This is a genomic window from Streptosporangium roseum DSM 43021 (assembly GCF_000024865.1).
Classification (GTDB): Bacteria; Actinomycetota; Actinomycetes; order Streptosporangiales; family Streptosporangiaceae; genus Streptosporangium; species Streptosporangium roseum.
This window is the reverse complement of the sequence record NC_013595.1, coordinates 5015005-5034893: the sequence shown is the minus strand read 5'-3', so window position 1 is coordinate 5034893 and position 19889 is coordinate 5015005. Positions and strand designations below refer to the sequence as shown.

General features: G+C 70.3%; 18 protein-coding genes and 1 pseudogene. 8 read left to right on the top strand and 11 right to left on the bottom strand.

What is annotated here, in order from left to right:
• The first annotated feature begins 960 nt into the window (after nucleotides 1-960).
• On the top strand, nucleotides 961-2226 hold the full coding sequence (locus tag SROS_RS21905) for an MFS transporter (protein WP_218919898.1): 1266 nt from the start codon (nucleotides 961-963) through the stop codon (nucleotides 2224-2226).
• On the opposite strand, the gene SROS_RS21900 is transcribed toward SROS_RS21905, so the two are convergent.
• From SROS_RS21900 to SROS_RS21890, 3 genes are all read right to left on the bottom strand, one after another.
• Nucleotides 2223-3950: an ABC transporter ATP-binding protein gene (locus SROS_RS21900; RefSeq protein WP_012891119.1), complete on the bottom strand. Its 1728-nt coding sequence runs from the start codon at nucleotides 3948-3950 to the stop codon at nucleotides 2223-2225. The two genes, SROS_RS21905 and SROS_RS21900, sit on opposite strands and share 4 nt — an antisense overlap.
• Nucleotides 3947-5785, bottom strand: coding sequence for an ABC transporter ATP-binding protein (locus SROS_RS21895; protein ID WP_012891118.1), 1839 nt, complete (start codon nucleotides 5783-5785; stop codon nucleotides 3947-3949). Before SROS_RS21895 ends, SROS_RS21900 begins: the two co-directional genes overlap by 4 nt.
• 268 nt (nucleotides 5786-6053) lie before the next feature.
• Complete coding sequence (locus SROS_RS21890; protein WP_148269154.1) at nucleotides 6054-7121, bottom strand: alpha/beta hydrolase; 1068 nt, start codon at nucleotides 7119-7121, stop codon at nucleotides 6054-6056.
• A gap of 165 nt (nucleotides 7122-7286) precedes the next feature.
• On the opposite strand from SROS_RS21890, the gene SROS_RS21885 reads away from it, so the two are divergent.
• Both SROS_RS21885 and SROS_RS21880 read left to right on the top strand, forming a co-directional pair.
• Nucleotides 7287-8429 carry a sensor histidine kinase gene (locus tag SROS_RS21885; RefSeq protein ID WP_012891116.1) on the top strand — a complete coding sequence of 381 codons (1143 nt, stop codon included), beginning with the start codon at nucleotides 7287-7289 and terminating at the stop codon, nucleotides 8427-8429.
• Nucleotides 8426-9085, top strand: coding sequence for a response regulator (locus tag SROS_RS21880; RefSeq protein ID WP_012891115.1), 660 nt, complete (start codon nucleotides 8426-8428; stop codon nucleotides 9083-9085). The genes SROS_RS21885 and SROS_RS21880 overlap by 4 nt, the downstream gene beginning before the upstream one ends.
• A gap of 119 nt (nucleotides 9086-9204) precedes the next feature.
• On the opposite strand, the gene SROS_RS21875 is transcribed toward SROS_RS21880, so the two are convergent.
• Complete coding sequence (locus tag SROS_RS21875; RefSeq protein ID WP_012891114.1) at nucleotides 9205-10500, bottom strand: aldo/keto reductase; 1296 nt, start codon at nucleotides 10498-10500, stop codon at nucleotides 9205-9207.
• A gap of 72 nt (nucleotides 10501-10572) precedes the next feature.
• The gene (gene groL / locus SROS_RS21870) at nucleotides 10573-12198 is read right to left on the bottom strand and encodes a chaperonin GroEL (protein WP_012891113.1); all 1626 of its coding nucleotides are present in this window, start codon (nucleotides 12196-12198) and stop codon (nucleotides 10573-10575) included.
• A 267-nt stretch (nucleotides 12199-12465) separates the two neighbouring features.
• On the opposite strand from groL, the gene SROS_RS21865 reads away from it, so the two are divergent.
• A complete protein-coding gene (locus SROS_RS21865; protein ID WP_012891112.1) occupies nucleotides 12466-13074 on the top strand; it encodes a TetR/AcrR family transcriptional regulator in 609 nt (202 codons plus the stop codon).
• A 249-nt stretch (nucleotides 13075-13323) separates the two neighbouring features.
• Here SROS_RS21865 and SROS_RS21860 read toward each other — a convergent pair whose 3' ends face one another.
• The 3 genes and pseudogenes from SROS_RS21860 to SROS_RS54450 form a co-directional block, all read right to left on the bottom strand.
• The gene (locus SROS_RS21860) at nucleotides 13324-13932 is read right to left on the bottom strand and encodes a CatB-related O-acetyltransferase (RefSeq protein ID WP_043656326.1); all 609 of its coding nucleotides are present in this window, start codon (nucleotides 13930-13932) and stop codon (nucleotides 13324-13326) included.
• 55 nt (nucleotides 13933-13987) lie between these two features.
• A complete protein-coding gene (locus SROS_RS53065; protein WP_043652577.1) occupies nucleotides 13988-14203 on the bottom strand; it encodes a hypothetical protein in 216 nt (71 codons plus the stop codon).
• 58 nt (nucleotides 14204-14261) lie between these two features.
• A pseudogene (locus SROS_RS54450) lies at nucleotides 14262-14396 on the bottom strand (ATP-binding cassette domain-containing protein); the annotation flags it as partial.
• A 221-nt stretch (nucleotides 14397-14617) separates the two neighbouring features.
• Here SROS_RS54450 and SROS_RS21850 point away from each other — a divergent pair.
• The 4 genes from SROS_RS21850 to SROS_RS21835 all read left to right on the top strand — a co-directional run bounded on the left by SROS_RS21850 (nucleotide 14618) and on the right by SROS_RS21835 (nucleotide 17723).
• The gene (locus SROS_RS21850; RefSeq protein WP_012891110.1) at nucleotides 14618-15367 is read left to right on the top strand and encodes a TetR/AcrR family transcriptional regulator; all 750 of its coding nucleotides are present in this window, start codon (nucleotides 14618-14620) and stop codon (nucleotides 15365-15367) included.
• A 104-nt stretch (nucleotides 15368-15471) separates the two neighbouring features.
• Nucleotides 15472-16068, top strand: a complete 597-nt coding sequence (locus tag SROS_RS21845) for a TetR/AcrR family transcriptional regulator (RefSeq protein ID WP_012891109.1) — start codon at nucleotides 15472-15474, stop codon at nucleotides 16066-16068.
• Between the two features lie 101 nt (nucleotides 16069-16169).
• Nucleotides 16170-17387: an MFS transporter gene (locus tag SROS_RS21840; protein WP_012891108.1), complete on the top strand. Its 1218-nt coding sequence runs from the start codon at nucleotides 16170-16172 to the stop codon at nucleotides 17385-17387.
• Nucleotides 17388-17405: 18 nt separating this feature from the next.
• Nucleotides 17406-17723, top strand: coding sequence for an ArsR/SmtB family transcription factor (locus SROS_RS21835; protein ID WP_012891107.1), 318 nt, complete (start codon nucleotides 17406-17408; stop codon nucleotides 17721-17723).
• A gap of 119 nt (nucleotides 17724-17842) precedes the next feature.
• Here SROS_RS21835 and SROS_RS21830 read toward each other — a convergent pair whose 3' ends face one another.
• From SROS_RS21830 to SROS_RS21820, 3 genes are read right to left on the bottom strand one after another with little or no spacing between them, the layout of a single operon-like run.
• Nucleotides 17843-18250 carry an arsenate reductase ArsC gene (locus tag SROS_RS21830; RefSeq protein ID WP_012891106.1) on the bottom strand — a complete coding sequence of 136 codons (408 nt, stop codon included), beginning with the start codon at nucleotides 18248-18250 and terminating at the stop codon, nucleotides 17843-17845.
• A complete protein-coding gene (gene arsB / locus SROS_RS21825; RefSeq protein WP_012891105.1) occupies nucleotides 18243-19349 on the bottom strand; it encodes an ACR3 family arsenite efflux transporter in 1107 nt (368 codons plus the stop codon). Before arsB ends, SROS_RS21830 begins: the two co-directional genes overlap by 8 nt.
• A 21-nt stretch (nucleotides 19350-19370) precedes the next feature.
• Nucleotides 19371-19757, bottom strand: coding sequence for an ArsR/SmtB family transcription factor (locus SROS_RS21820; RefSeq protein ID WP_043652574.1), 387 nt, complete (start codon nucleotides 19755-19757; stop codon nucleotides 19371-19373).
• Between the last annotated feature and the right edge of the window lie 132 nt (nucleotides 19758-19889).

The following is a 19889-nucleotide window of genomic DNA, read 5'->3' as shown; positions in this document are numbered from 1 at the left end:
CTCCCATCAGTCGGTGTCGCCGGTTTTACCGGCATGAGATGGCTTATATCCACCCCCTTTTGGCTACAACCAAAAGTCATGGAAATGACCGCTCATGTTCCGCCCCGCCGAAGCACGACCGGAGATCGCCCCTGATCCCCGGCATGTACGGATAAGGAAGGGACACATCATGCCCATATCGAAGCGGAAAGTCTTCGCGGCGGCAGCTTTGTGTGCGTCGGCGCTCCTGGCTCCGGTTGTCGTCGCGACGGCGCCGGCATCCGCATCGACGTCGGGTCCTGTCACCATCGCCGCGAACACCTGTGGCCTGCCGACATCCGCCACGCCGCCCAGCAAATTCATTCAGAGCTGCAGCAACTGCAACACCTGCGTCGCCCAGGCCTACAAAAAACGACGAGCAACCCCTTCGGCCGGTGGTACTACTGCACCTACAACCCGAGCAACAACCTGAACGACCTGCACCGGTATCTCGGCTAGGCAGGCCGGAAGGCCTCCGTGGAACGGCGGCCGCCGGCGCGATCTGGTGCCCGGACACCGTGCCCGCCGGCCTGGCTGTCCCCGGAAAGATCACTCGCCCAGGCGGGCGCCCGCCCGCCTGCCTGGCTGGCTGGGGCGCTGACGGCGATCTGCTACGGACCACGCCCAGTGGTGTGGTGCACGAGTATCCGACGCCGAGGGTGAGGCCGGGACCGGGGGTGGCGTCGGGGGAGTATCCGGAGCGGAAATCACTCGAAGCCTCGCCCGAGGCGGCTGCTAGCGTGTGCTCGTGTCGAAAACAGACAAGGTGCGCCGTCGCTGAGAGCGGCGGCGCAAAACCCCAGTTCTCGCCGTCGCTCCTGACCCCTCGGCCAGGAGCGCCTTCGTGGCGCTCGGATTCCCTTGTTCCGGAGCGCACTCATGTTCGCCTTGTCCCTTCGTCAACGTCGGCGTGTCCTCTGGGCTGCCCTCATCTCTGACGCGGTGTTCCCACTCGCCATCACCGGTTCGACAGCGGTCGTCCCCGATGTGACCGCGCAGCTGCCCGGTGCGGGTGCGCTGGGCCCGTGGATCGTCCTCGCCTACAACGGGCTGTTCGCCGCAGCCCTGCTGCTGGCGGGGGCGACAGCGGACCGCACGGCCCGCACCCGGTTCTTCGCCGTCGGCAACCTCGTTGTCGCGGCCACCGGAGCCTTGTCCGCCCTCGCTCCGGACCTGGTGTCTCTGGTGGCACTTCGCACAGTCGCCGGCGTCGGGGCGGCGATGTGCGCCGCCGGCGGATCGTCGATGATCCTGGCCGTGTACCCGCCGGAGGAGCGGCGCCGGGTGTACGGCTACGCGGGCGCCGTCCTGGGCAGCAGTCTGGCGCTGGGCCCGGTCGTTGCCCAGGCCCTCATGGCCGTCGGAGGTTGGCCCCTCGTCTTCGTCACGCCGGGGGCCGTCGCCGCCGTCGCGGCCTTGGCCACGCTCGGGCTTCCGGGCCTTCGCAGCCCCGAGGTGCCCGATGACTTCGACCTTGCCGGCGCCGTCCTCTTCGGGGTGACCATCGCCGCCGTGGTGTCCGCACTCGGGCTGGGCTTCGGGGCCGACGTCCCGTGGTGGGGGCCAGGTGGGCTGATCCTCGTCGCGGCGGCCGGCGCCACGTTGCTCGTCCGCGTGGAACGGCGCGCGTCCGATCCCGCGATCCCCGTGGACCTGCTGCGGATTCCCGCCTATCGCGCGTACGCCGTGGCGACGGGGGCCTTCATGGGGATGCTCGTGGTGGGATTGACCGTGCTCCCTCAGCTTGGCTCTGTCCAGGGCATGGGCCCGGGCGAGACAGCGATCATGCTCAGCCTGCTGACCCTGCCGTCAACGGTCCTTCCGCTCCTTGCCGCCCGGCTCGCGCGCCGGCTGGCACGGCAGCTGGTCACAACCGCCCTGTTCGCCTGCACCGTCACCGCCGTCATCCTCCAGGTGACCAACCATCCCGCCTCCCTTCTCGTCGCGGCCGGGGTTGTCGGGCTGTGTCTCGGGCTGACCGAAGGCGTCCCGGACGGGCAAGCACTCAAGTACGTGCCCTCCCAGCGCGGAGGGGCGGGCGCCGCGCTGTTCAGCACGGCGCGGATGAGCCTTGAAACTGTCACCCTGGCCGCTGCCACCGGGGTGATGGCAGCTCTCGGCCCCTCATCCGGAATGGCGGTCGCCGGAGCCATGTGCCTTACCGCCGCCCTCATCGTCCGGCGAGCCGTCCCCTCCCGCGATGCCTAGCCCCGGCCGTCCCATGCAGTTGCCGGTGTCAGGGAGGCGTTCCAGAAGTCGGCGTAGCGGCCGCCGTGGCGCAGCAGCTCGTGATGGCTGCCTTCTTCCACGATCCGGCCGCCGTCCAGGAAGGCGATGCGGTCGGCGCGTTGGACGGTCCGCATCCGATGCGCGACCATCACCACCGTCCGGCCCGCCATCAGGCGCTCGATGCCCTCGTGGACGGCCGCCTCGTTCACCGGGTCCAGGGCGGAGGTCACCTCGTCCAGCAGCACGATGGGCGCGTTCTTCAGCAGCGCTCGCGCGATCGAGACACGCTGGCGCTCCCCACCCGACAGCAGTGTGCCGCCCTCGCCGACGTTCGCCGCCCACCCGCCGGGCAGCCGCTCGATCACCTCGTCCAACCGCGCGGCGGTCGCTGCCGCCCGTACCTCGGCAACGCCCGCGTCGGGACGGCCCAGGCGCACGTTCTCCTCGATCGTGCCGTCGAAGAGATAGACCTCCTGGAAGACGATGGCGATCTGCGCCATCAGCACCTCGGTGCTGATGGCGCGCACGTCCGCACCCCCCACGCGCACCGCGCCCGCGTCCACGTCGTAGAAGCGGGCGAGCAACTGCAGCAGCGTGCTCTTGCCCGCACCCGAGGGTCCGACGACGGCAAGCCGCTGCCCCTCCGGCACCGACAACGACACCTCGTCGATCACCGTGCGGCCGCCGTGCCGGAAGGCGACGGAGTCGAACTCCAGGTCGCGGCCTACCGGCTGGATCGGTTCACGGGCTTCCGGCAGCGGCTCGGTGCGCAGTACCGTGTCGAGCCTGGCCAGCTCCGAGCGTGCGCCGCGGAGCTGGCTGCCGATATCGGCCAGCGACAGCAGCGGATCGGCGCAGCGGGCGGCCAGCACCAGGATCGCCAGAACCTCTGCCGCGCCGATGTTCCCGCCGAGCGCGAGGGAGGCGCCCAGGACCAGCAGCACGGTGAACATCGCCTGCACGGTGAGCGTCAGGCCCACCGCGCCGGGCAGCACCGACAGCACGCTGCGGCGGGAGACGCGCTGGACCTCCCGCAGCGAGTCGTCGAGCAACCGGAAGCGTTCGCCGCTCCGGCCGCCGGCGCGCAGCACCGGCTGGGCCTGGAGGTATTCGATGACGCGCCCGGTGGCCTCCTGGTCGCGTTCGGCGCGCTCGGCATCGGTGGCGGCCGTCGAGCGTGCGGTCCAGAGCTGGATCGCCGCCACGACCGGTACCGCGACCAGCGCGGCCAGCCCCAGCTGCCAGTTGAAGGCGAGCATCACGACAATGATCGTCAGGGGAGTCACGCTGGCGGAGATGGACGGTGCCAGCAGATGTGCGATCACGCTCATCGCCTGCAGGACGCCGCCGCTGGCCAGGGCGGAGACCTGCCCGATGCGGCCCGCGTTGTACCAGCCGATGGGCAACCGGGCCAGATGATCGCCGAGCCGGTGATACATGCCGCGCAACATCGTGGTCCCGACGCGGAAACCGGACAGATCACTGATGTAGCGCAGCGCCGCGTAGGCCGCGACCACGGCCCCGAACGCGATCAGCCAGGGCCAGGCGGCTGCGGGCTCGCTGCCGAACAGGGCCCGCAGCACCGGGACCAGTAGTGCGTAGGACAACCCCTCGGCTATCGCGGTCGTCGTCATCAGGGCCACGGTGCGACGTATCGGCCGGGCGTACTGGTCTCCGAGCACGCGCAGCAGCATTCGGATCATCGGGGCTCGTCTCCTTGCGGTACGCCACGGTGGGTGTCGATCTCGTCGGCGATCGCCGATCGGTGGGATTGCCAGAACGCGGCGAACTTTCCGTTCTGTGCCAGCAGCTCGGCGGGCCTGCCGCGCTCGACGATCGACCCGTTCTCCAGCATCACGACGGTGTCGGCGTCGGCGACCGTCTCCAGGCGATGGGCGATGACCACGATGGTCCGATCGCCCCCCAGCGTGGCCAGGGCCCGGCGCACCGCCTGCTCGGTCTGCGGGTCGGCGAAGGAGGTCGCCTCGTCCAGCACCAGGACGGGCGTGGCGGCCAGCAGGGCGCGGGCGAGCGAGATCCGCTGTGCCTCGCCGCCCGACAGCCCGGCGTCTTCACCGATCACCGACTCGTATCCACGCGGCAGCTGGAGAATCCGATCGTGAATATTCGCCAGCCGGGCGGCGCGGATCACGTCGTCGCGGTCGGCGTGCGGTACCGCCAGCGCGATATTGTCGGCGACCGACGCGCGCAGCAGGCGGACGTCCTGGAAGACGAAGGACACCGTCCGGTAGAGCTCCCGGCTGCCGAGCTCGCGCAGATCGACACCGCCGATGGCGACCGAACCGTGGGTCGGGTCGAAAAAGCGCGGCAGCAGCTGGACCAGCGTGGACTTCCCGCTTCCCGACGGCCCGACGATCGCGGTGACGGTCCCGGGTTCGAGCACCAGGTCGATCCCGCGCAGCACCTCGTGTTCGGCTTCGTAGCCGAATCGAACCTCACGCAGTTCCACCCGGTGTCCCTGGGGGGCGAGCGGGTGTGCAGGCTCCGGCAGCGCCTGCACCTCGAGCACGTCCTTGATCCGGCCGACCGCGCGCCGGGCGGCCTGCAGGTCGTCGAAGCCGTGGCTGAGGGCCGCGACCGGAGCGGTCAGGCCCAGTCCGAGCAGCAGGAAGGGCAGCAGGTCGGCCACGGCCATGGATCCGGCCGTGATCAGAGCCGCACCGCCGATCAGCACGGCCAGCAGCACGAACGGCGGCGACAGCGCCACCTGCATGCCGGCACCGACCACGGACAGGCCGCGCACCATCCGGTAGAAGATGCGGGCGAAATCGTCTGCGGCCGTGCGGAACTTATGGTGGGCGCGCTCGCCGCCGCCGAACGCCTTGACCACCGAGATGCCCTGGACGAACTCGACGACGGAACTGGCGATCCGTCCCATCGCCGCATCGAACTCCTCCTGCTCGCGCAGCCGGGTCGGGGTCATCAGCAGCGGGACCAGCGCCACTGCCAGCACCACCGGGATCAGCGTGATCAGCGTGAGCCGCCAGTCGATGGTGAACAGGTAGATCAGCGACACCAGCGGCACCACGAACGCGGAGATGAGCTCGCCGGGGGCGTGGGCGATGAACGGGTGCACGGCACCCACGTCCTCGCCCACCACCTTCGCCAGCTCGCCGGTGCGGCGCCGGGAGAACCAGCCGATCGGTACGCTTCCCAGCCGCGCGGCCAGTTGCCGGCGGAACGACAGTTGCACCCGGCCGTCGAGAATGTGCCCGAGTCCGGACGAGGCGGCCGTGAACAGCAGCCGGACGAACAGGCCGGCCGCACCCGCGATGACGACGGTCCAGACATGACCGTGATCGATCGGGCCGGGCGACAACAGAGTGCGCCCCAGCTCGACGACCGCCAGCAGCGGCGCCAGACCCGCGACGGCGCCGACGACCTGCAGGATCACAACGGCGGCGAAACTCCGGAGATAAGGGCGCAGCAGCCCCGCCAGGCTCTGTCCCGCCCCGGAGTCGGCCTCCGGTGGTGGTGCGGACCGCTCCCTCGCCTGGGCAAGGTCGGTGGTGGTCATCGCTCTCCCGTCTTCGTCAATCTCGTCGCGACCAGGCGCGGATTCGAGCCGATGGTCGTATTTCCTGGGCAGTGCACCGACCGTGTCGATCGACAGGTGACCGCTCGTCTCATGATCAATGAGTGCGACGGGGACTCTCCCCGTGCTGTCCGTCCCACCTCACTCGGCCGGCGCAGGGCGGCGCCGAGTTCGGGCCGGGGATTGCGGCACATTCCCCGTATCCCGGCTGGACCCGATGATGGGGCGGAAACCGGCAGGCCGGGACCTGTCACCCGGCGAGGGCCCCTCGGAGGAACTCGACGATCTCCGCCCGTGCGGCCTTGGCCTGCGGCACCACGCCCGGCATGCTGAGGAACGCGTGCGTCGCTCCGGGATGTTCGGTGAGCCGCGCGGGCGTCCCGGCCGCTCGCAGCCGTTCGGCGTAACAGCGGCCGTGATCGGCCAGCGGGTCAAGGGTCGGCACCACCACGAGCGCTGGGGCCAGCCCGCTCAGATCGTCGGCATACAGCGGCGACAGCGCACGAGGGTCGGTTCCCGGCGGAACGGCGAACCGGTGGAGCAGCCGCAGCTGCGGCACGGTGAGGGTCGGGCTGTTGGCGTGCCGGATGATCGAGGCGTGGTCGAACATCGTCGAGGTCAGGTCGACAGCGGGATTGACCAGCACCTGCGCCCGCAGGTGCAGGCCGGCCTCTCTGGCCCGGATCGCGGCCAGGGCGGTGACCATCGAGCCGGTGCTCTCGCCGAAGACGGCGGTCCGCGCCGGGTCGATGCCCCACCGCGCGGCGTGCTGCACCACGTGCCGGAGCACGTCCCAGCCATCGTCGACGGCCTCCGACAGCGGAGTCTCCGGGCCGAGGAGGCGGTGCTCGACCGAGACGACGACCGCGGGCAGCCGGGCCGCGAGGCGGCTGTTCACCCAGTCGCACTGCACCGCCGTGCCCACGAAGCCGCCTCCGTGCACGTGGATCACCAGTGGCAGCTCAGCCCGGTCCACGCCCCTGCCGCCGCGGCCGGGCGAGGGCCGGTACACCCGGACCGGGAGCTCGCGGCCGGGCAGCGCCACCCGTTGCCACCGGATCGCGGCGCCGCGGTCCGGACGCCCGGTGATCACTCGCGCCAGGCGGGACGCCCGAAAGCGGTTCTCCGCGTCTCGGTAGGCGACCAGCTCCTCGTCCGTCATCGCCGACCAGTCCCGCTCCTTTCCCAGGGCATGCAGCAGCCGGATGCCCAGCGGCGGCCGCTCCGTGCTCGTGCCGGGTTCCGGCGCGAGGGGTGATGGCCGGCAGCTCTCCGGGCTCACGTAGCGGGGCTCGCCCTTGACGTGGATCGTGTGCATACCGGACATCGTGGTATCCGGGCCGGTCAGCGGTCATCATGCCCAGGGAGACTCCTCCGCCTGGCACCTGGGAAGCAGGATCTGCCCCACTACATCGCGGGGAGTAGTGATTTATTACGACATACGGCGGAGGACTCCCAGCGGGAAAGCCCTTAATCTACGCAAATGAGATTTACAGACCGCTGGCGGCCTCTCGCCCAGGACGGCCTGCTGGCCGCGGTGATGGCCGTCCTGCTGTCGGTCGTCGTGGTCAACACGCCGCGCGCGGGCGCGCTGGATCTCTCGGCCGCCCTCGCCGGCTCGCTCGCGGTCGTCGCCTGGCGGCGGGCGCCCCTGGTGTCGTTGCTCGTCAGCACGGCCTGCATGCTCGTGGTCGCGGCGCACATCCAGCCGGGCCCGCCGGCTGCCTTTCCCGTGCTGGTGTCGGTGTTCGGCGCGGTCAGGGCCGGCCATCGGCTGGCCCCGGCGCTGGCGGGCGTGCTTTTCCTGGGTGTCGACCTGGTGGCGCACCTGCCCGGCGCCGACGGGTCCGGGCAGAATCTTCACAGCGCCGCACTGCTGGTCGGCTGGTTCGTGGCGGCCGGCGTGGCGGCGACGATGATCCGGCACCGGCAGGCGTACCTGGAGGAGGCCGAGCAGCGGGCCGCCGAGGCCGAGCGCACCCGCGAGGAGGCGGCCCTGCGCCGCGCGGGCGAGGAGCGGCTGCGCATCGCCAGGGAACTGCACGACTCGCTCACCCACAGCATCTCGGTCATCAAGGTCCAGGCCGGAGTGGCCGTCCACCTGGCACGCAAGCGCGGCGAGGACGTGCCCCCCGCGCTGCTGGCCATCCAGGAAGCCAGCGGCGACGCCATGCGCGAGCTGCGCGCCACCCTGGAGGTGCTGCGCGACTCCGACCGCTCCGACGGCGAGGTCCCGGCCAGCGGCCTCGACCGGCTCGACGACCTGGTGGAGCGGGCCCGCTCGACCGGGCTGCCGGCCACGGTGACGATCTCCGGCACGCGGCGGGAGCTGTCGGCCGAGGTGGACCGGGCCGCGTACCGGATCGTCCAGGAAGCGCTCACCAACGTCTCCAGGCACGCCGGCGGGGCGGCCGCGGCGGTGCGCATCGACTACGCGGACGAGGAGCTGGTCGTGCAGGTCGACGACGACGGAAAGGCCGACCCGGACGCACCGCCCGTGCCCGGCACGGGTCTGCTCGGCATGCGCGAGCGCGTCGCGTCGCTCGGCGGCCGCCTACGGGCCGAGCCCCGCCCCACAGGCGGCTTCACCGTACGCGCCGAGCTTCCCCTTGGAGAACCATCATGATCCGCGTGCTGCTCGTGGACGACCAGGCGCTCATCCGCGGCGGCTTCCGGGCCCTGCTGGAGATCGAGGACGACATCGAGGTGGTGGCCGAGGCCGTGAACGGCGAGCAAGGCGTCGCGCTCGCCCTCGAGCACCGGCCCGACGTCGCCCTCGTCGACATCCAGATGCCGGTGATGGACGGCATCGAGGCGACCCGGCTGATCGCCGCCGACGAGCGGCTGAGCGGCGTCCACGTCGTGATCCTGACCAACTACGGCCTCGACGAGTACGTCTTCAACGCGCTCCGCGCCGGCGCCTGCGGCTTCATGGTCAAGGACACCGAACCCGCCGACCTGCTGCAGGGCGTCAGGGTCGCGGCCCGCGGCGACGCGCTGCTGTCTCCCGCGATCACCCGCCGCCTGATCGCCGAGTACGTCGCCCGCCGCCCCGCGTCCGCGCCCGAGGGACTCGACGTGCTGACCAACCGCGAGCGCGAGGTCACCGCGCTGGTGGCCCGCGGCCTGTCCAACGACGAGATCGCCGTCCACATGGTGATCAGCCCGACCACCGCGAAGACGCACGTCAGCAGGGCGATGACCAAGCTGCGTGCCAGGGACCGCGCCCAGCTCGTGGTGTTCGCCTACGAATCCGGCCTCGTCACTCCGCGGCGCGGCTGATCGCGTGCCGCTCGACCGGTGGGACTTCGCCACCGGCACCGGCTGCCCGGCAGCCGGACAAGCGGCGTCCGGATCGCCGCCGTCCCGATGCGACCAGGCCTGTGCTCGACATGAGCCTCCTACCCCGCGCCGAGGCGCTCCCGCAGCGCGCCGTACACCTCCGCCGGGAGCGGGCCCTTCCGGACGGCTGCGACATTGGCCTGCACGTGCGCGACCTGGGCCGAGCCGACGATCACCGAGTGAAGATCTTGGTGGCTGAGGATGAAGCGAAGCAGGAGTTCCATCGTCGAGGCGCCGTCTGCCAGATCGTCCAGGCCGGCGGCGGCGAGCCGCGCGTGGTGGTCGGCGAGCGGCCGGCGCAGCGGTTCCGGCATGGCCTCGGGCGGAGCCGCGAGTGGGCGGGCGACCGAGCCGCGAGCGATCGTCCCCGCGCCGGCCGCCGCGGCGGCGCTGATGAGTTCCTCGTGGGAACGGTCGAGCGCCGAGTAGGGGAGGAGGAAAACGTCGAACACCCCGATCGCTATGTGCTCCGGAAGGTTGGGCAGGTTCCCTGACATGCCGGTGAAGCGGATCGCGCCTTCGTCCTGGAGTGCCTGCATCTCGGCGATGGTGTCCTCGGCCTGCATCACGGCGACGCTCGGGCTCATGTGCACCATCAAGACGTCAAGGTGGTCGGTGCGCATCCGGCGCAGGCTCTGCTCGACGCACGCGCGGACGTTCGCCCTCGTGTAGGCGTGCAGCGGAAACGTCCGCGGGTCACCGTCCGCGGCGAGCGGGCAGCCGCACTTGCTGACGAGGACGAACTCGTCACGCCGGTGGGAGATCCAGCGGCCGATGTGCTCCTCGGCGTCGCCGTAGTCCGGTGACGTGTCGATGAGGTTCATGCCCGAGTCGAGGACCGTGTTCAATACCGTGCGGGCCTGATCGTCGCTTATCGGCTTGCCCCACGCCTGCGGCCCGCGCATCTCCATCGCTCCGTAGCCGAGACGGCTCGTCTGCAATCCGGTCCTTCCGAGCTTCGCAGTCGGCAGCGTCACGTCATCGTCCTCTCTTCGGTCGCAAGCGCCGCTGGCGCGTCCGTATTCGGCCAGGGCGTGGAAGGCGGCCTTGGGCTCCCACGGCAGCCCCGGATATGCAGTCCCTGTGCGGCCGCGCTCCAGGATCTTGACGATGCCGAAGCCGGCGGTGTCGAAGTCCCGTTCGGGCTCGGAGGACGTCGGCAGGTCCCGGCGGGCGAACGTGTCGACGAACGCCGCGTCCGCGCCCTCCTCGTCGTAGATGTCGAGAAGCTCGCGCACGTACCCGGCTTGTTCTTCTTCGTCTCGAATGACGGCCGCGGTCAGGCGGGGGCGGGCGTGTCCGTCTCCGGTGACGCGGACCGCGTCGCGGTACAGCTCGTCGCGGACGATCTGCATCTCGCGGCGCACTGTGTCCGGGGTGAAGGGCTCGTGGGGCCCGCGTCCGCGACGCGCAGGTTGAAGATGGGGCTAGAAGTCCATGTCGCCGCCGCCCGGCATGGCGGGAGCGGCTCCGGCCTTCTCGGGCTTCTCGGCGATGACGGCCTCGGTGGTGAGGAAGAGCGCCGCGATGGAAGCGGCGTTCTGCAGCGCGGAGCGCGTCACCTTGGCCGGGTCGATGATGCCCGACTCGAACATGTTGACGTACTCGCCGGTGGCGGCGTTCAGGCCCTCACCCGGGGTGAGGTTGCGCACCTTCTCCACCACGACGCCGCCCTCAAGGCCGGCGTTGACGGCGATCTGCTTCAGCGGCTCCTCAAGAGCCTTCTTCACGATCGCGGCACCGGTGGCCTCGTCGCCGGACAGCTCCAGCTTGTCGAACGCCTTGGCGCCGGCCTGCAGCAGGGCCACGCCACCGCCGGGGACGATGCCCTCCTCGACGGCCGCCTTCGCGTTGCGAACGGCGTCCTCGATGCGGTGCTTGCGCTCCTTGAGCTCGACCTCGGTCGCCGCGCCGGCCTTGATGACGGCCACGCCGCCGGCCAGCTTGGCCAGACGCTCCTGGAGCTTCTCGCGGTCGTAGTCGGAGTCGGTGTTGTCGATCTCGGCGCGGATCTGGTTGACCCGGCCGGCGATCTGCTCGGCGTCGCCGCCACCGTCGACGATGGTGGTCTCGTCCTTGGTGACGATGACCTGGCGGGCGCGGCCGAGCTGGTCCAGCGTGGTGGACTCCAGCTTGAGGCCGAGGTCCTCGCTGATGACCTGGGCACCGGTCAGGATGCCGATGTCGCCCAGCATGGCCTTGCGGCGGTCACCGAAGCCCGGCGCCTTGACCGCGACCGACCGGAAGAGACCCTTCATCTTGTTGACGACCAGGGTGGCCAGGGCCTCGCCCTCGATGTCCTCGGCGATGACCAGCAGCGGCCTGCCCGACTGCACGACCTTGTCGAGGACCGGCAGCACCTCCCTGTTGGCGGCGACCTTGCCGCTCACGAGCAACACGTACGGCTCGTCGAGCACCGCTTCGAGCCGGTCGGGGTCGGTGATGAAGATGGGGGAGATGTAGCCCTTGTCGAAGCGCATGCCCTCGGTGAGCTCAAGCTCCAGGCCGAAGGTGTTGCTCTCCTCGACGGTGATGACTCCTTCCTTGCCGACCTTGTCCATCGCCTCGGCGATGAGCGAGCCGATCTCGGGATCGGCGGCGGAGATGGAGGCGGTGGAGGCGATCTGCTCCTTGGTCTCCACGTCCTTGGCCAGATTGGACAGCTCCTCGGAGACGCGCTCGACGGCGGCCTCGATGCCCTTCTTCAGGGACATCGGGTTGGCGCCGGCGGCGACGTTGCGCAGGCCCTCACGTACGAGAGCCTGGGCGAGCACGGTGGCGGTGGTGGTGCCGTCGCCCGCGACGTCGTCGGTCTTCTTGGCGACTTCCTTGACGAGCTCGGCCCCGATCTTCTCCCACGGGTCCTCGAGCTCGATCTCCTTGGCGATGGAGACACCGTCGTTGGTGATCGTGGGTGCGCCCCACTTCTTCTCCAGGACGACGTTACGGCCCTTGGGGCCGAGGGTCACCTTGACGGCGTCCGCGAGCTGGTTCATACCGCGCTCCAGGCCGCGCCGGGCGTCCTCGTCAAAGGCGATCATTTTCGCGGTCATTACCACTCCTGCTCTCGATGATGGCGGCTCTCTGATGGCAGCCGTCTGTTGGTAGGGGTCGTCTCTTGACGGGAGCGTCCGGGACGACGCCCGCGACGGACGGCCCCGCGGGCAGGCGGTCGGCCTGCCCGCGGACCTCGCCGCCCCGGCACACACCTGGTGACTGGCACTCTTCAACTGTGAGTGCCAGCCATGTCCCGCACTCTACACAGAAATTGCGTGACACGCATATAGTGCGCCGCACGCACTGTCGGATAGGATCAGCCCATGAACGACGACGCGCCGGACCTCCGGACGCGCAACAAGCAGGCCACCCGCATGGCGATCGGCGACGCCGCGCTACGGCTGGCCATCGAGCTGGGGCCCAACGGGCTGGCCCTCGTGCGCGTCCACGACATCGCCACGACCGCGGGCGTCTCGCCCCGCACCTACAACAACTACTTCTCCAGCAGGGAGGAGGCGATCTGCTCCTTTCAGGCCGACCGGTCCAGGAAGGTGGGACAGGCGCTGCGCTCCCGGCCCGACGACGAGCCGCTCGACCAGGCCGTCATCGCCGCCGTAATCGAGCTCTACACCAGCCCCGAGCCCGACAAGGCCGGCCTACGCATGATCATGTCGACACCCGAGCTGGAGGGCGAGGCGCTGAAGGCGTTCACCATGGCGGAGGGCCCGCTCGCCGAGGCGATCGCGGCGCGCACCGGCACCGACCTCGGACGCGACCTGTTCCCCGCCGTCATGGCGGCCGCCGTCGCCGGCGCCATCCGCGTGGCGGGACGGCGCTGGCTGGAGCCCGGCAACACCGCCTCCTTCGCCACCACCCTGCGCCACGCCCTGTGCTGCGTCCTTCCCGCCGCGCCGCCGAGCCCCGTCACCTGATCGTTGATCGCGTTCAAGCACGTTGCACCCTTGTGCCACAGGCCGAAGTGCCGTGGATTCGAATTCGCGTACAGGCTGCTCCGCCAGATGACCGCGTTCAACGCCAAGCCTCCGGCGCACAGACCTGGCCGACGCCGAGCTGATCGGCGACGAGCTCCGGCACCGCCCCGGCACGTTCAGAGGATCTCCGGGCCGGCGGAGCCGCTTGACGACCCGCCGCTCTCACGGGCGGCGGGCCCCGGCGTGCCGCTACCGCCGCCCCGGTGCCGCGGCCTCTAGGTCGTCGACGCTGCCGGACATGATCGTGCGGATGTGCTCGGTGATGTGCTGCAGCGGCCAGTCCCACCAGGCCAGGGCCAGAAGGCGGACGATGTCCTCGTCGCTGTGGCGACGGCGGATGAGCTTGGCCGGGTTGCCGCCGACGATGCCGTAGGCGGGGACATCGTCGACGACGACGGAACCGGAAGCGATGATCGCACCATCACCGATGCGGACTCCGGGCATCACCATGGACCGGTACCCGAACCAGACGTCATGGCCCACCACGGTGTCACCCCGACCGGGCAGAGCGGCGATGAGATCGAAGTGCTCGGCCCAGGAACCGCCCATGATCGGGAACGGGAAGGTCGAGGGGCCGTCCATGCGGTGGTTGGCGCCGTTCATGATGAACCGCACCCCCTCGCCCAGCGCGCAGAACTTCCCGATGACCAGCTTTTCCGGCCCGTAGTGATACAGGACGTTGCGGGTCTCGAAGGCGGTCGGATCATCCGGGTCGTCATAGTAGGTGAACTCCCCGACCTCGATCAGCGGAGAGGTGACCAGCGGCTTCAGCAGCACCACCCGCGGCTGCTCGGGCATCGGATGCACCACGGTCGGGTCGGCGGGAACATGTGACTTCAAGAATCGTTTCCTCTCAGAGCGCGGTGTGACCTGGAAAACTCCTGCCGGTGGCGGCGCGTCCGAGGGAGACCCGGTCGCGGGAGACCGCCACCGCGGTGCCCGGCCGGGTGCGCAGGTGTTCCTCCAGCCGGCTCGGGGCGCTCTCGCCGAGATCGTTGGCCGGGTCGTCCAGCAGCAGCACCTCCGGGGCGGCCGCCGGCCACGACCGGGCCCGCTCTCCGCCGGACAACCTCCTGGACGGTCGCATACGGCGGCAGCCGCCCGTCCTGGGCGAGACAGCCGGCGCCGCCGTCGGCGTGGACGACGACCTCTCCCTGATCGGACCGTTCACCCCCGGCGAGCAGGCGCAGCAGGATGGTCCTGCCGGATCCGTTCTCACCGATGATCCCCGTGCGCTCACCCGCGGCGGGCGAGCGCGTCACCGGGTCAAGAACGAGCCTGCCGTTGAAGGTCTCGCCGAGGGCGGGCGCGGTGATTCGCGTAGGCACGCAGGCACTCCGAAGTATTCAAGGACGAGGCGGCCGTCGAAGGCCGCGCGGCCGGGTGAACGCTTCGGAAGAGCATCGATACCCCCACTAGTGCGACAAGTGCTGCATTAAGATGCTGTCATGACGCTGTCTGCTGAGCAAACGGATTCCCGGCGATGACTCCCACGGTTCCACCGCCAGAGGGCAGCCCGTCGGCGCCGCCGCCCCGGCGCCGACCCGGTGGCCGTACCGGCCGCATCCGTACGCAGGTTCTCGACGCGGTCCGCGCCGAGCTCGGAGAGCGCGGCTACGACGAGCTCACCCTGGACGCCGTCGCGGCCCGCGCGGGCGTGCATCGCGCAACGGTGTACCGGCGCTGGCGGGATGTCGGCGGCCTGCTCGCCGATGTCTTCGAAGCGGCGAGTGACGATGACTGGCAGCCTCAGGACACCGGCTCCCTGCAGGGCGACCTGGCGGCACTGAACCACGAGAATCAGGCGGCCCTGACCGCGCGGCCGCCGATCGCCGCAGCCCTGATCGCCGCCTCGTTCCGCTCCGAAGAAGCCGCCCGCGGCGTGCGGCGGCTCTGGGAGGACCGGTACGCCCGCTGTGAGGTCATCGTCAGCCGAGCCGTCCGGCGCGGAGAGCTGCCGCCGCACACCGACGCGCGGCGACTGCTCATCGCCGCCACCGCGCCGCTCTACCACCAGCTGGTGCTTCTCCGTACGCCACCCGACCCGCACCTTCCCGACCACGCGGCCAGGACCGCCGCCCTCGCCGCATCCGCCGGCGCCTTCGCCACGCCGGATCCGGAGAAGCTCCTCCTCCCCGACGCCTCCGGCCGAGACGTGTCGGTCGGTGGCGTGGCCGCGCCGGCATCGGGTGCCGCCACCGATGACCACCCCTCCGATCAGCCCGGCCGGTGAGCGATCAGCCCGGCGAGTGCCGACAGACGGACGACTGCAGGGGAGACGGCAGGGGGCCGCGCCCCATATTGCATCGATCGATGTAAAACGTGTAGCGTGCCCGTATGGCTCGACCGCGGACATTCGATGAGGACCGGGTCCTGGACGCCGCAATGCGCGCCTTCTGGGAGAACGGCTACGAGGCCACCTCGACCCGGGACCTGTGCGAGGTCAGCGGCCTGGACCGCAGCAGCATCTACAACGCCTTCAAAAGCAAGCACGGACTGTTCGCACGTGTACTGACCCGCTACATCGACACCACGACCGCCACCCAACTGGAGATCCTGGAGGACCGGGAGCGGCCGGCCGCCGAACGGATCCGTGCACTGTTCGCCGAGATCATCGAGATCGAGGCCGCCGGCCGGCGGAACGGCCACGGCCGCGGCTGCCTCACCGTCAACACCACGGTGGAACTCGCCGGACGCGACCCGGAGATCGCCCGGCTGCTGGATCGGGACATGGCCCGGCGGCTGGAGTCTCTCAAGGCCGTCATCGCGGAGGGGCGGCGCGATGGCGACATCACCTCTCCACGCGACCCGGCCGCGCTCGCCCGCTTCCTCAACGCCGTGATCGCGGGGATCCGGGTGTCCGCCCAGGGCGGGGCCGATCGCGCCGTCCTGGAGGCCATCGCGGCAACGGCGGTAGACGCCCTGACGCCCTGACCTGCCACATTCGCTGACGCACCGCGGGCCGCCGCGGCGCGTCCGCATGCCCACATTTTACACCGATCGATGCAAAATCCCCTCGTACAGGAGCGCCCTTCATGCCTCGTGCCGTACACCTGATGGCCCTCGGCGTCTTCGCCATGGTGACCAGCGAGTTCGCCGTCGCCGGACTGATGCCGCAGATGGCCGACGGGCTGAGCGCCACCATCCCGCAGATCGGCTACCTCATCACCGCCTTCGCGGTCGCCATGGCCGCCGGCGGGCCCTTCCTCACCATCGCGGTGCTGAAACTGCGCCCCAAACCGGCACTCATGGTGCTGTTCGCGATCTTCCTGGTGGGCAACCTGCTGGCCGCCACCGCCCCCTCCTATCCGATCATGATGGCGGCACGCATCATCACCGGCATCGCCGCCCAGGCGTTCTTCGGAGTCGCCATCTCACTGGCTGTCCGGCTGACGCCTCCGCAGAGTCGCGGCCGGGCCATCGCGGTGGTCATGAACGGGCTGATGGTGGGCACCCTGCTGGGGCTGCCGCTGTCCACCCTGATCGGAGAACACCTGGGCTGGCGCGCCGCGTTCTGGGCCGTCAGCGCCGTGGCCGCCCTTGCCGCGCTCGCCACGATGATCGGTGTGCCCCGGCTGGAGCGCGCCGAAGGCGACGGTGGCGACTTCCGGCAGGAGATGCGCGTCTTCACGAAACCCAAGCTGTGGCTGGTGTTCGCGACCAGCACCCTCATCATCGGCGCGACCTTCTCCGCCTTCAGCTACCTAAACCCGATCCTCACCCAGGTCACCGGATTCAGCGCCGGAACCGTCCCGCTTCTGCTCATCGCCTACGGCGCCGCCACCGTGGTCGGCAACAACATCGTCGGACGCCTCGCCGACCGGCACACCGTCAGCGTCCAGCTGTGGGGACTGGCCCTGAACCTGATCTTCCTGACCGGGTTCGCGCTGCTGGCCCACCTCAGCATCCCCGCCGTGGTGCTCATGCTCGGCATCGGCCTGGTCGGCGTCACCATGAACCCGGCGATGGTCACCCGCGTCCAGCGAACCGGCAACGCCCGGCCACTGGTCAACACCGTCCACTCCTCCTTCATCACCCTCGGCGTCATCATCGGCTCCTTCGCCGGAGGAATGGCCATCGACGACTTCGGCCTGCGAGCCCCGCTGTGGCTCGGCGCCGGGTTGGCCGCACTCGGGATCCTCACCCTTGTCCCCGACCTCATCCGCCGCTCCGCCGCCAAACCCGCACCCGCGCCCAACGCGCCCGCCGCCGGGGGAGGGCCCGCCGTGGACGCCCGAAAGCACATGGTCTAGCAGGCCGGCGAGGATCACGTGCCGGGGGTCGTCGAGCCGCCAGGCGCGACGACCCCCGATCTCGCGGTGCCGCTCAAGGCGGTCGCCGACCCGGTACGGCTGCGCCTGCTGTCGATGATCGGCTCGCACGCGGGCGGCGAGGCGTGCGTGTGCGACCTGACCGACGCCTTCGACCTGACCGCGCCCACCATCTCCCACCACCTCAAAGTGCTGCGCACCGCCGGGCTGATCGGCTCGGAGCGGCGCGGCACCTGGGTCTACTACCGGATCATCCCGTCGGCGGTGAACCGGCTCGGCGAGCTGTTCGCCCCACTCGCCGCACCCGCGGCCGTGTGACCGGGCGGCCACGGCAGGCCGACATCCGGGTCGGCGGCGGCCGGGCACAGCTCGCCGCGGGCTACCCGTACGGTCCTCAGCGTCACCTGGCATGAAGCCCACCGGCCGGGTGCCGGGCCCTACGAGGCGGGCAGAAGCCCGGTGATGAGCTTTTCGATCCGAGCGCGGATGTCGTCGCGGATCACTCGCACGGCCTCGATGCCCTGACCGGCGGGATCATCCAGCTTCCAGTCCTCATACCGCCTGCCGGGAAAGATCGGGCAGGCGTCGCCGCAGCCCATGGTGATGACCACGTCGGAGGCCTGGACGGCTTCGGTGGTCAGGATCTTGGGCTGGGCGGCGGTGATGTCGACGCCGGCTTCGCGCATGGCCTCGGCGGCGACCGGGTTGATCGTCTCGGCGGGGGCGGATCCGGCCGAGCGGACCTCGACGCGGTCGCCGGCCAGGTGGGTGAGCCAGCCGGCGGCCATCTGGGAGCGACCAGCGTTGTGCACGCAGACGAACAGGACGCTGGGCTTGTCAGGCATGGGCCGGCCTCTTGGGTGTGGTGGTGAACAGACGCCGGGCCCGCAGGCTGACGTAGACCAGGGCGACCAGGACGGGCACCTCGATGAGCGGGCCGACCACCCCGGCCAGGGCCTGGCCGGAGGTGACGCCGAACACCCCGACCGCGACGGCGATGGCGAGTTCGAAGTTGTTGCCGGCGGCGGTGAAGGCCAGGGTCGTGGTGCGGTCGTACGGCAGGCCGATCGCGCGGCCGGCCAGGAACGAGCCGCCCCACATGAGGAAGAAGTAGGCCAGCAGCGGCAGCGCGATCCGGGCGACGTCGCCGGGCCGGGAAGTGATCGTGTCGCCCTGCAGGGCGAACAGGATGACGATGGTGAACAGCAGGCCGTACAGCGCCATGGGGCCGATCTTGGGCAGGAAGCGCTGCTCGTACCAGTCGCGGCCGCGTGCGCGCTCGCCCAGTTTGCGCGAGGCGTAGCCGGCGGCCAGGGGGATGCCGAGGAAGATCAGCACGTACTGGGCGATGCCCCACGCGGACACGTTCAGGGCGGTCTGCGACAGGCCGAGCCAGCCGGGCAGGATGTCGAGGTAGAACCAGCCGAGCACGCCGAAGGCGACGACCTGGAAGATCGAGTTGACGGCGACCAGGACGGCGGCGGCCTCGCGGTCGCCGCGGGCCAGGTCGTTCCAGATGAGCACCATGGCGATGCAGCGGGCCAGGCCCACGATGATGAGGCCGGTGCGGTATTCGGGCAGGTCGGGCAGGAGCAGCCAGGCCAGGGCGAACATCAGCGCGGGGCCGATGACCCAGTTGAGCACCAGGGAGGAGATCAGTAGCCGCCGGTCGCCGGTGACGCTGTCCAGGCGGTCGTAGCGGACCTTGGCCAGCACCGGGTACATCATCAGCAGCAGGCCCAGGGCGATCGGCAGCGAGATCTCACCGATCCTCACCGCCTCCAGCGCGCCGTCCAGGCCGGGCACCGCGCGGCCGAGCAGCAGCCCGGCCGCCATCGCGACGCCGATCCACACCGGCAGGAACCGGTCCAGCGTGGAGAGCCTGCCGATCACGCTCGCCTCCGCCGCGAAAGCGGCAGCAGGGGCACGGGTACTCGAGGACATGGATCTTCCTTCAGGACGGGGTCAGACCGTGGCGGGAATGTTCAGCAGGGCCGACAGCTCCGACAACGTCTCCGGGACCAGGCGGTAGTACACCCAGGAGGCGCGCCGCTCGGAGACCAGCAGGCCGACCTCCTTGAGGACTTTGAGGTGGTGGCTGATGGTGGGCTGGGACACCTCGAAGACGCCGGTGATGTCGCACACGCACACCTCGCCGCCGGCGTGGCCGGCCACGATCGACAGGATCCGCAGCCGCACCGGGTCACCCAGGGCCTTGAACACCCGCGCCACGGCGGCGGCCTGCTCGGCGGTCAGCGGCTCACGCGTCAGCGGCGGGCTGCACGCCAGAAGTTCCAGGGGCTCCACCGGTCCCCCCTCCTCATATAGAAGTCCATCGAAGTCGACGTTCATCTATATTGACATACATCTATTCATGCTCGGTGCAGCGGGACCTCCCATCGGCCCGCGAGGAAGACGAGTGCAGGATTCAGCGGCAGGGCGGGGGAGAGGCGGGGCACCGTCCGCTTCGCGGGAGAGGCGCAG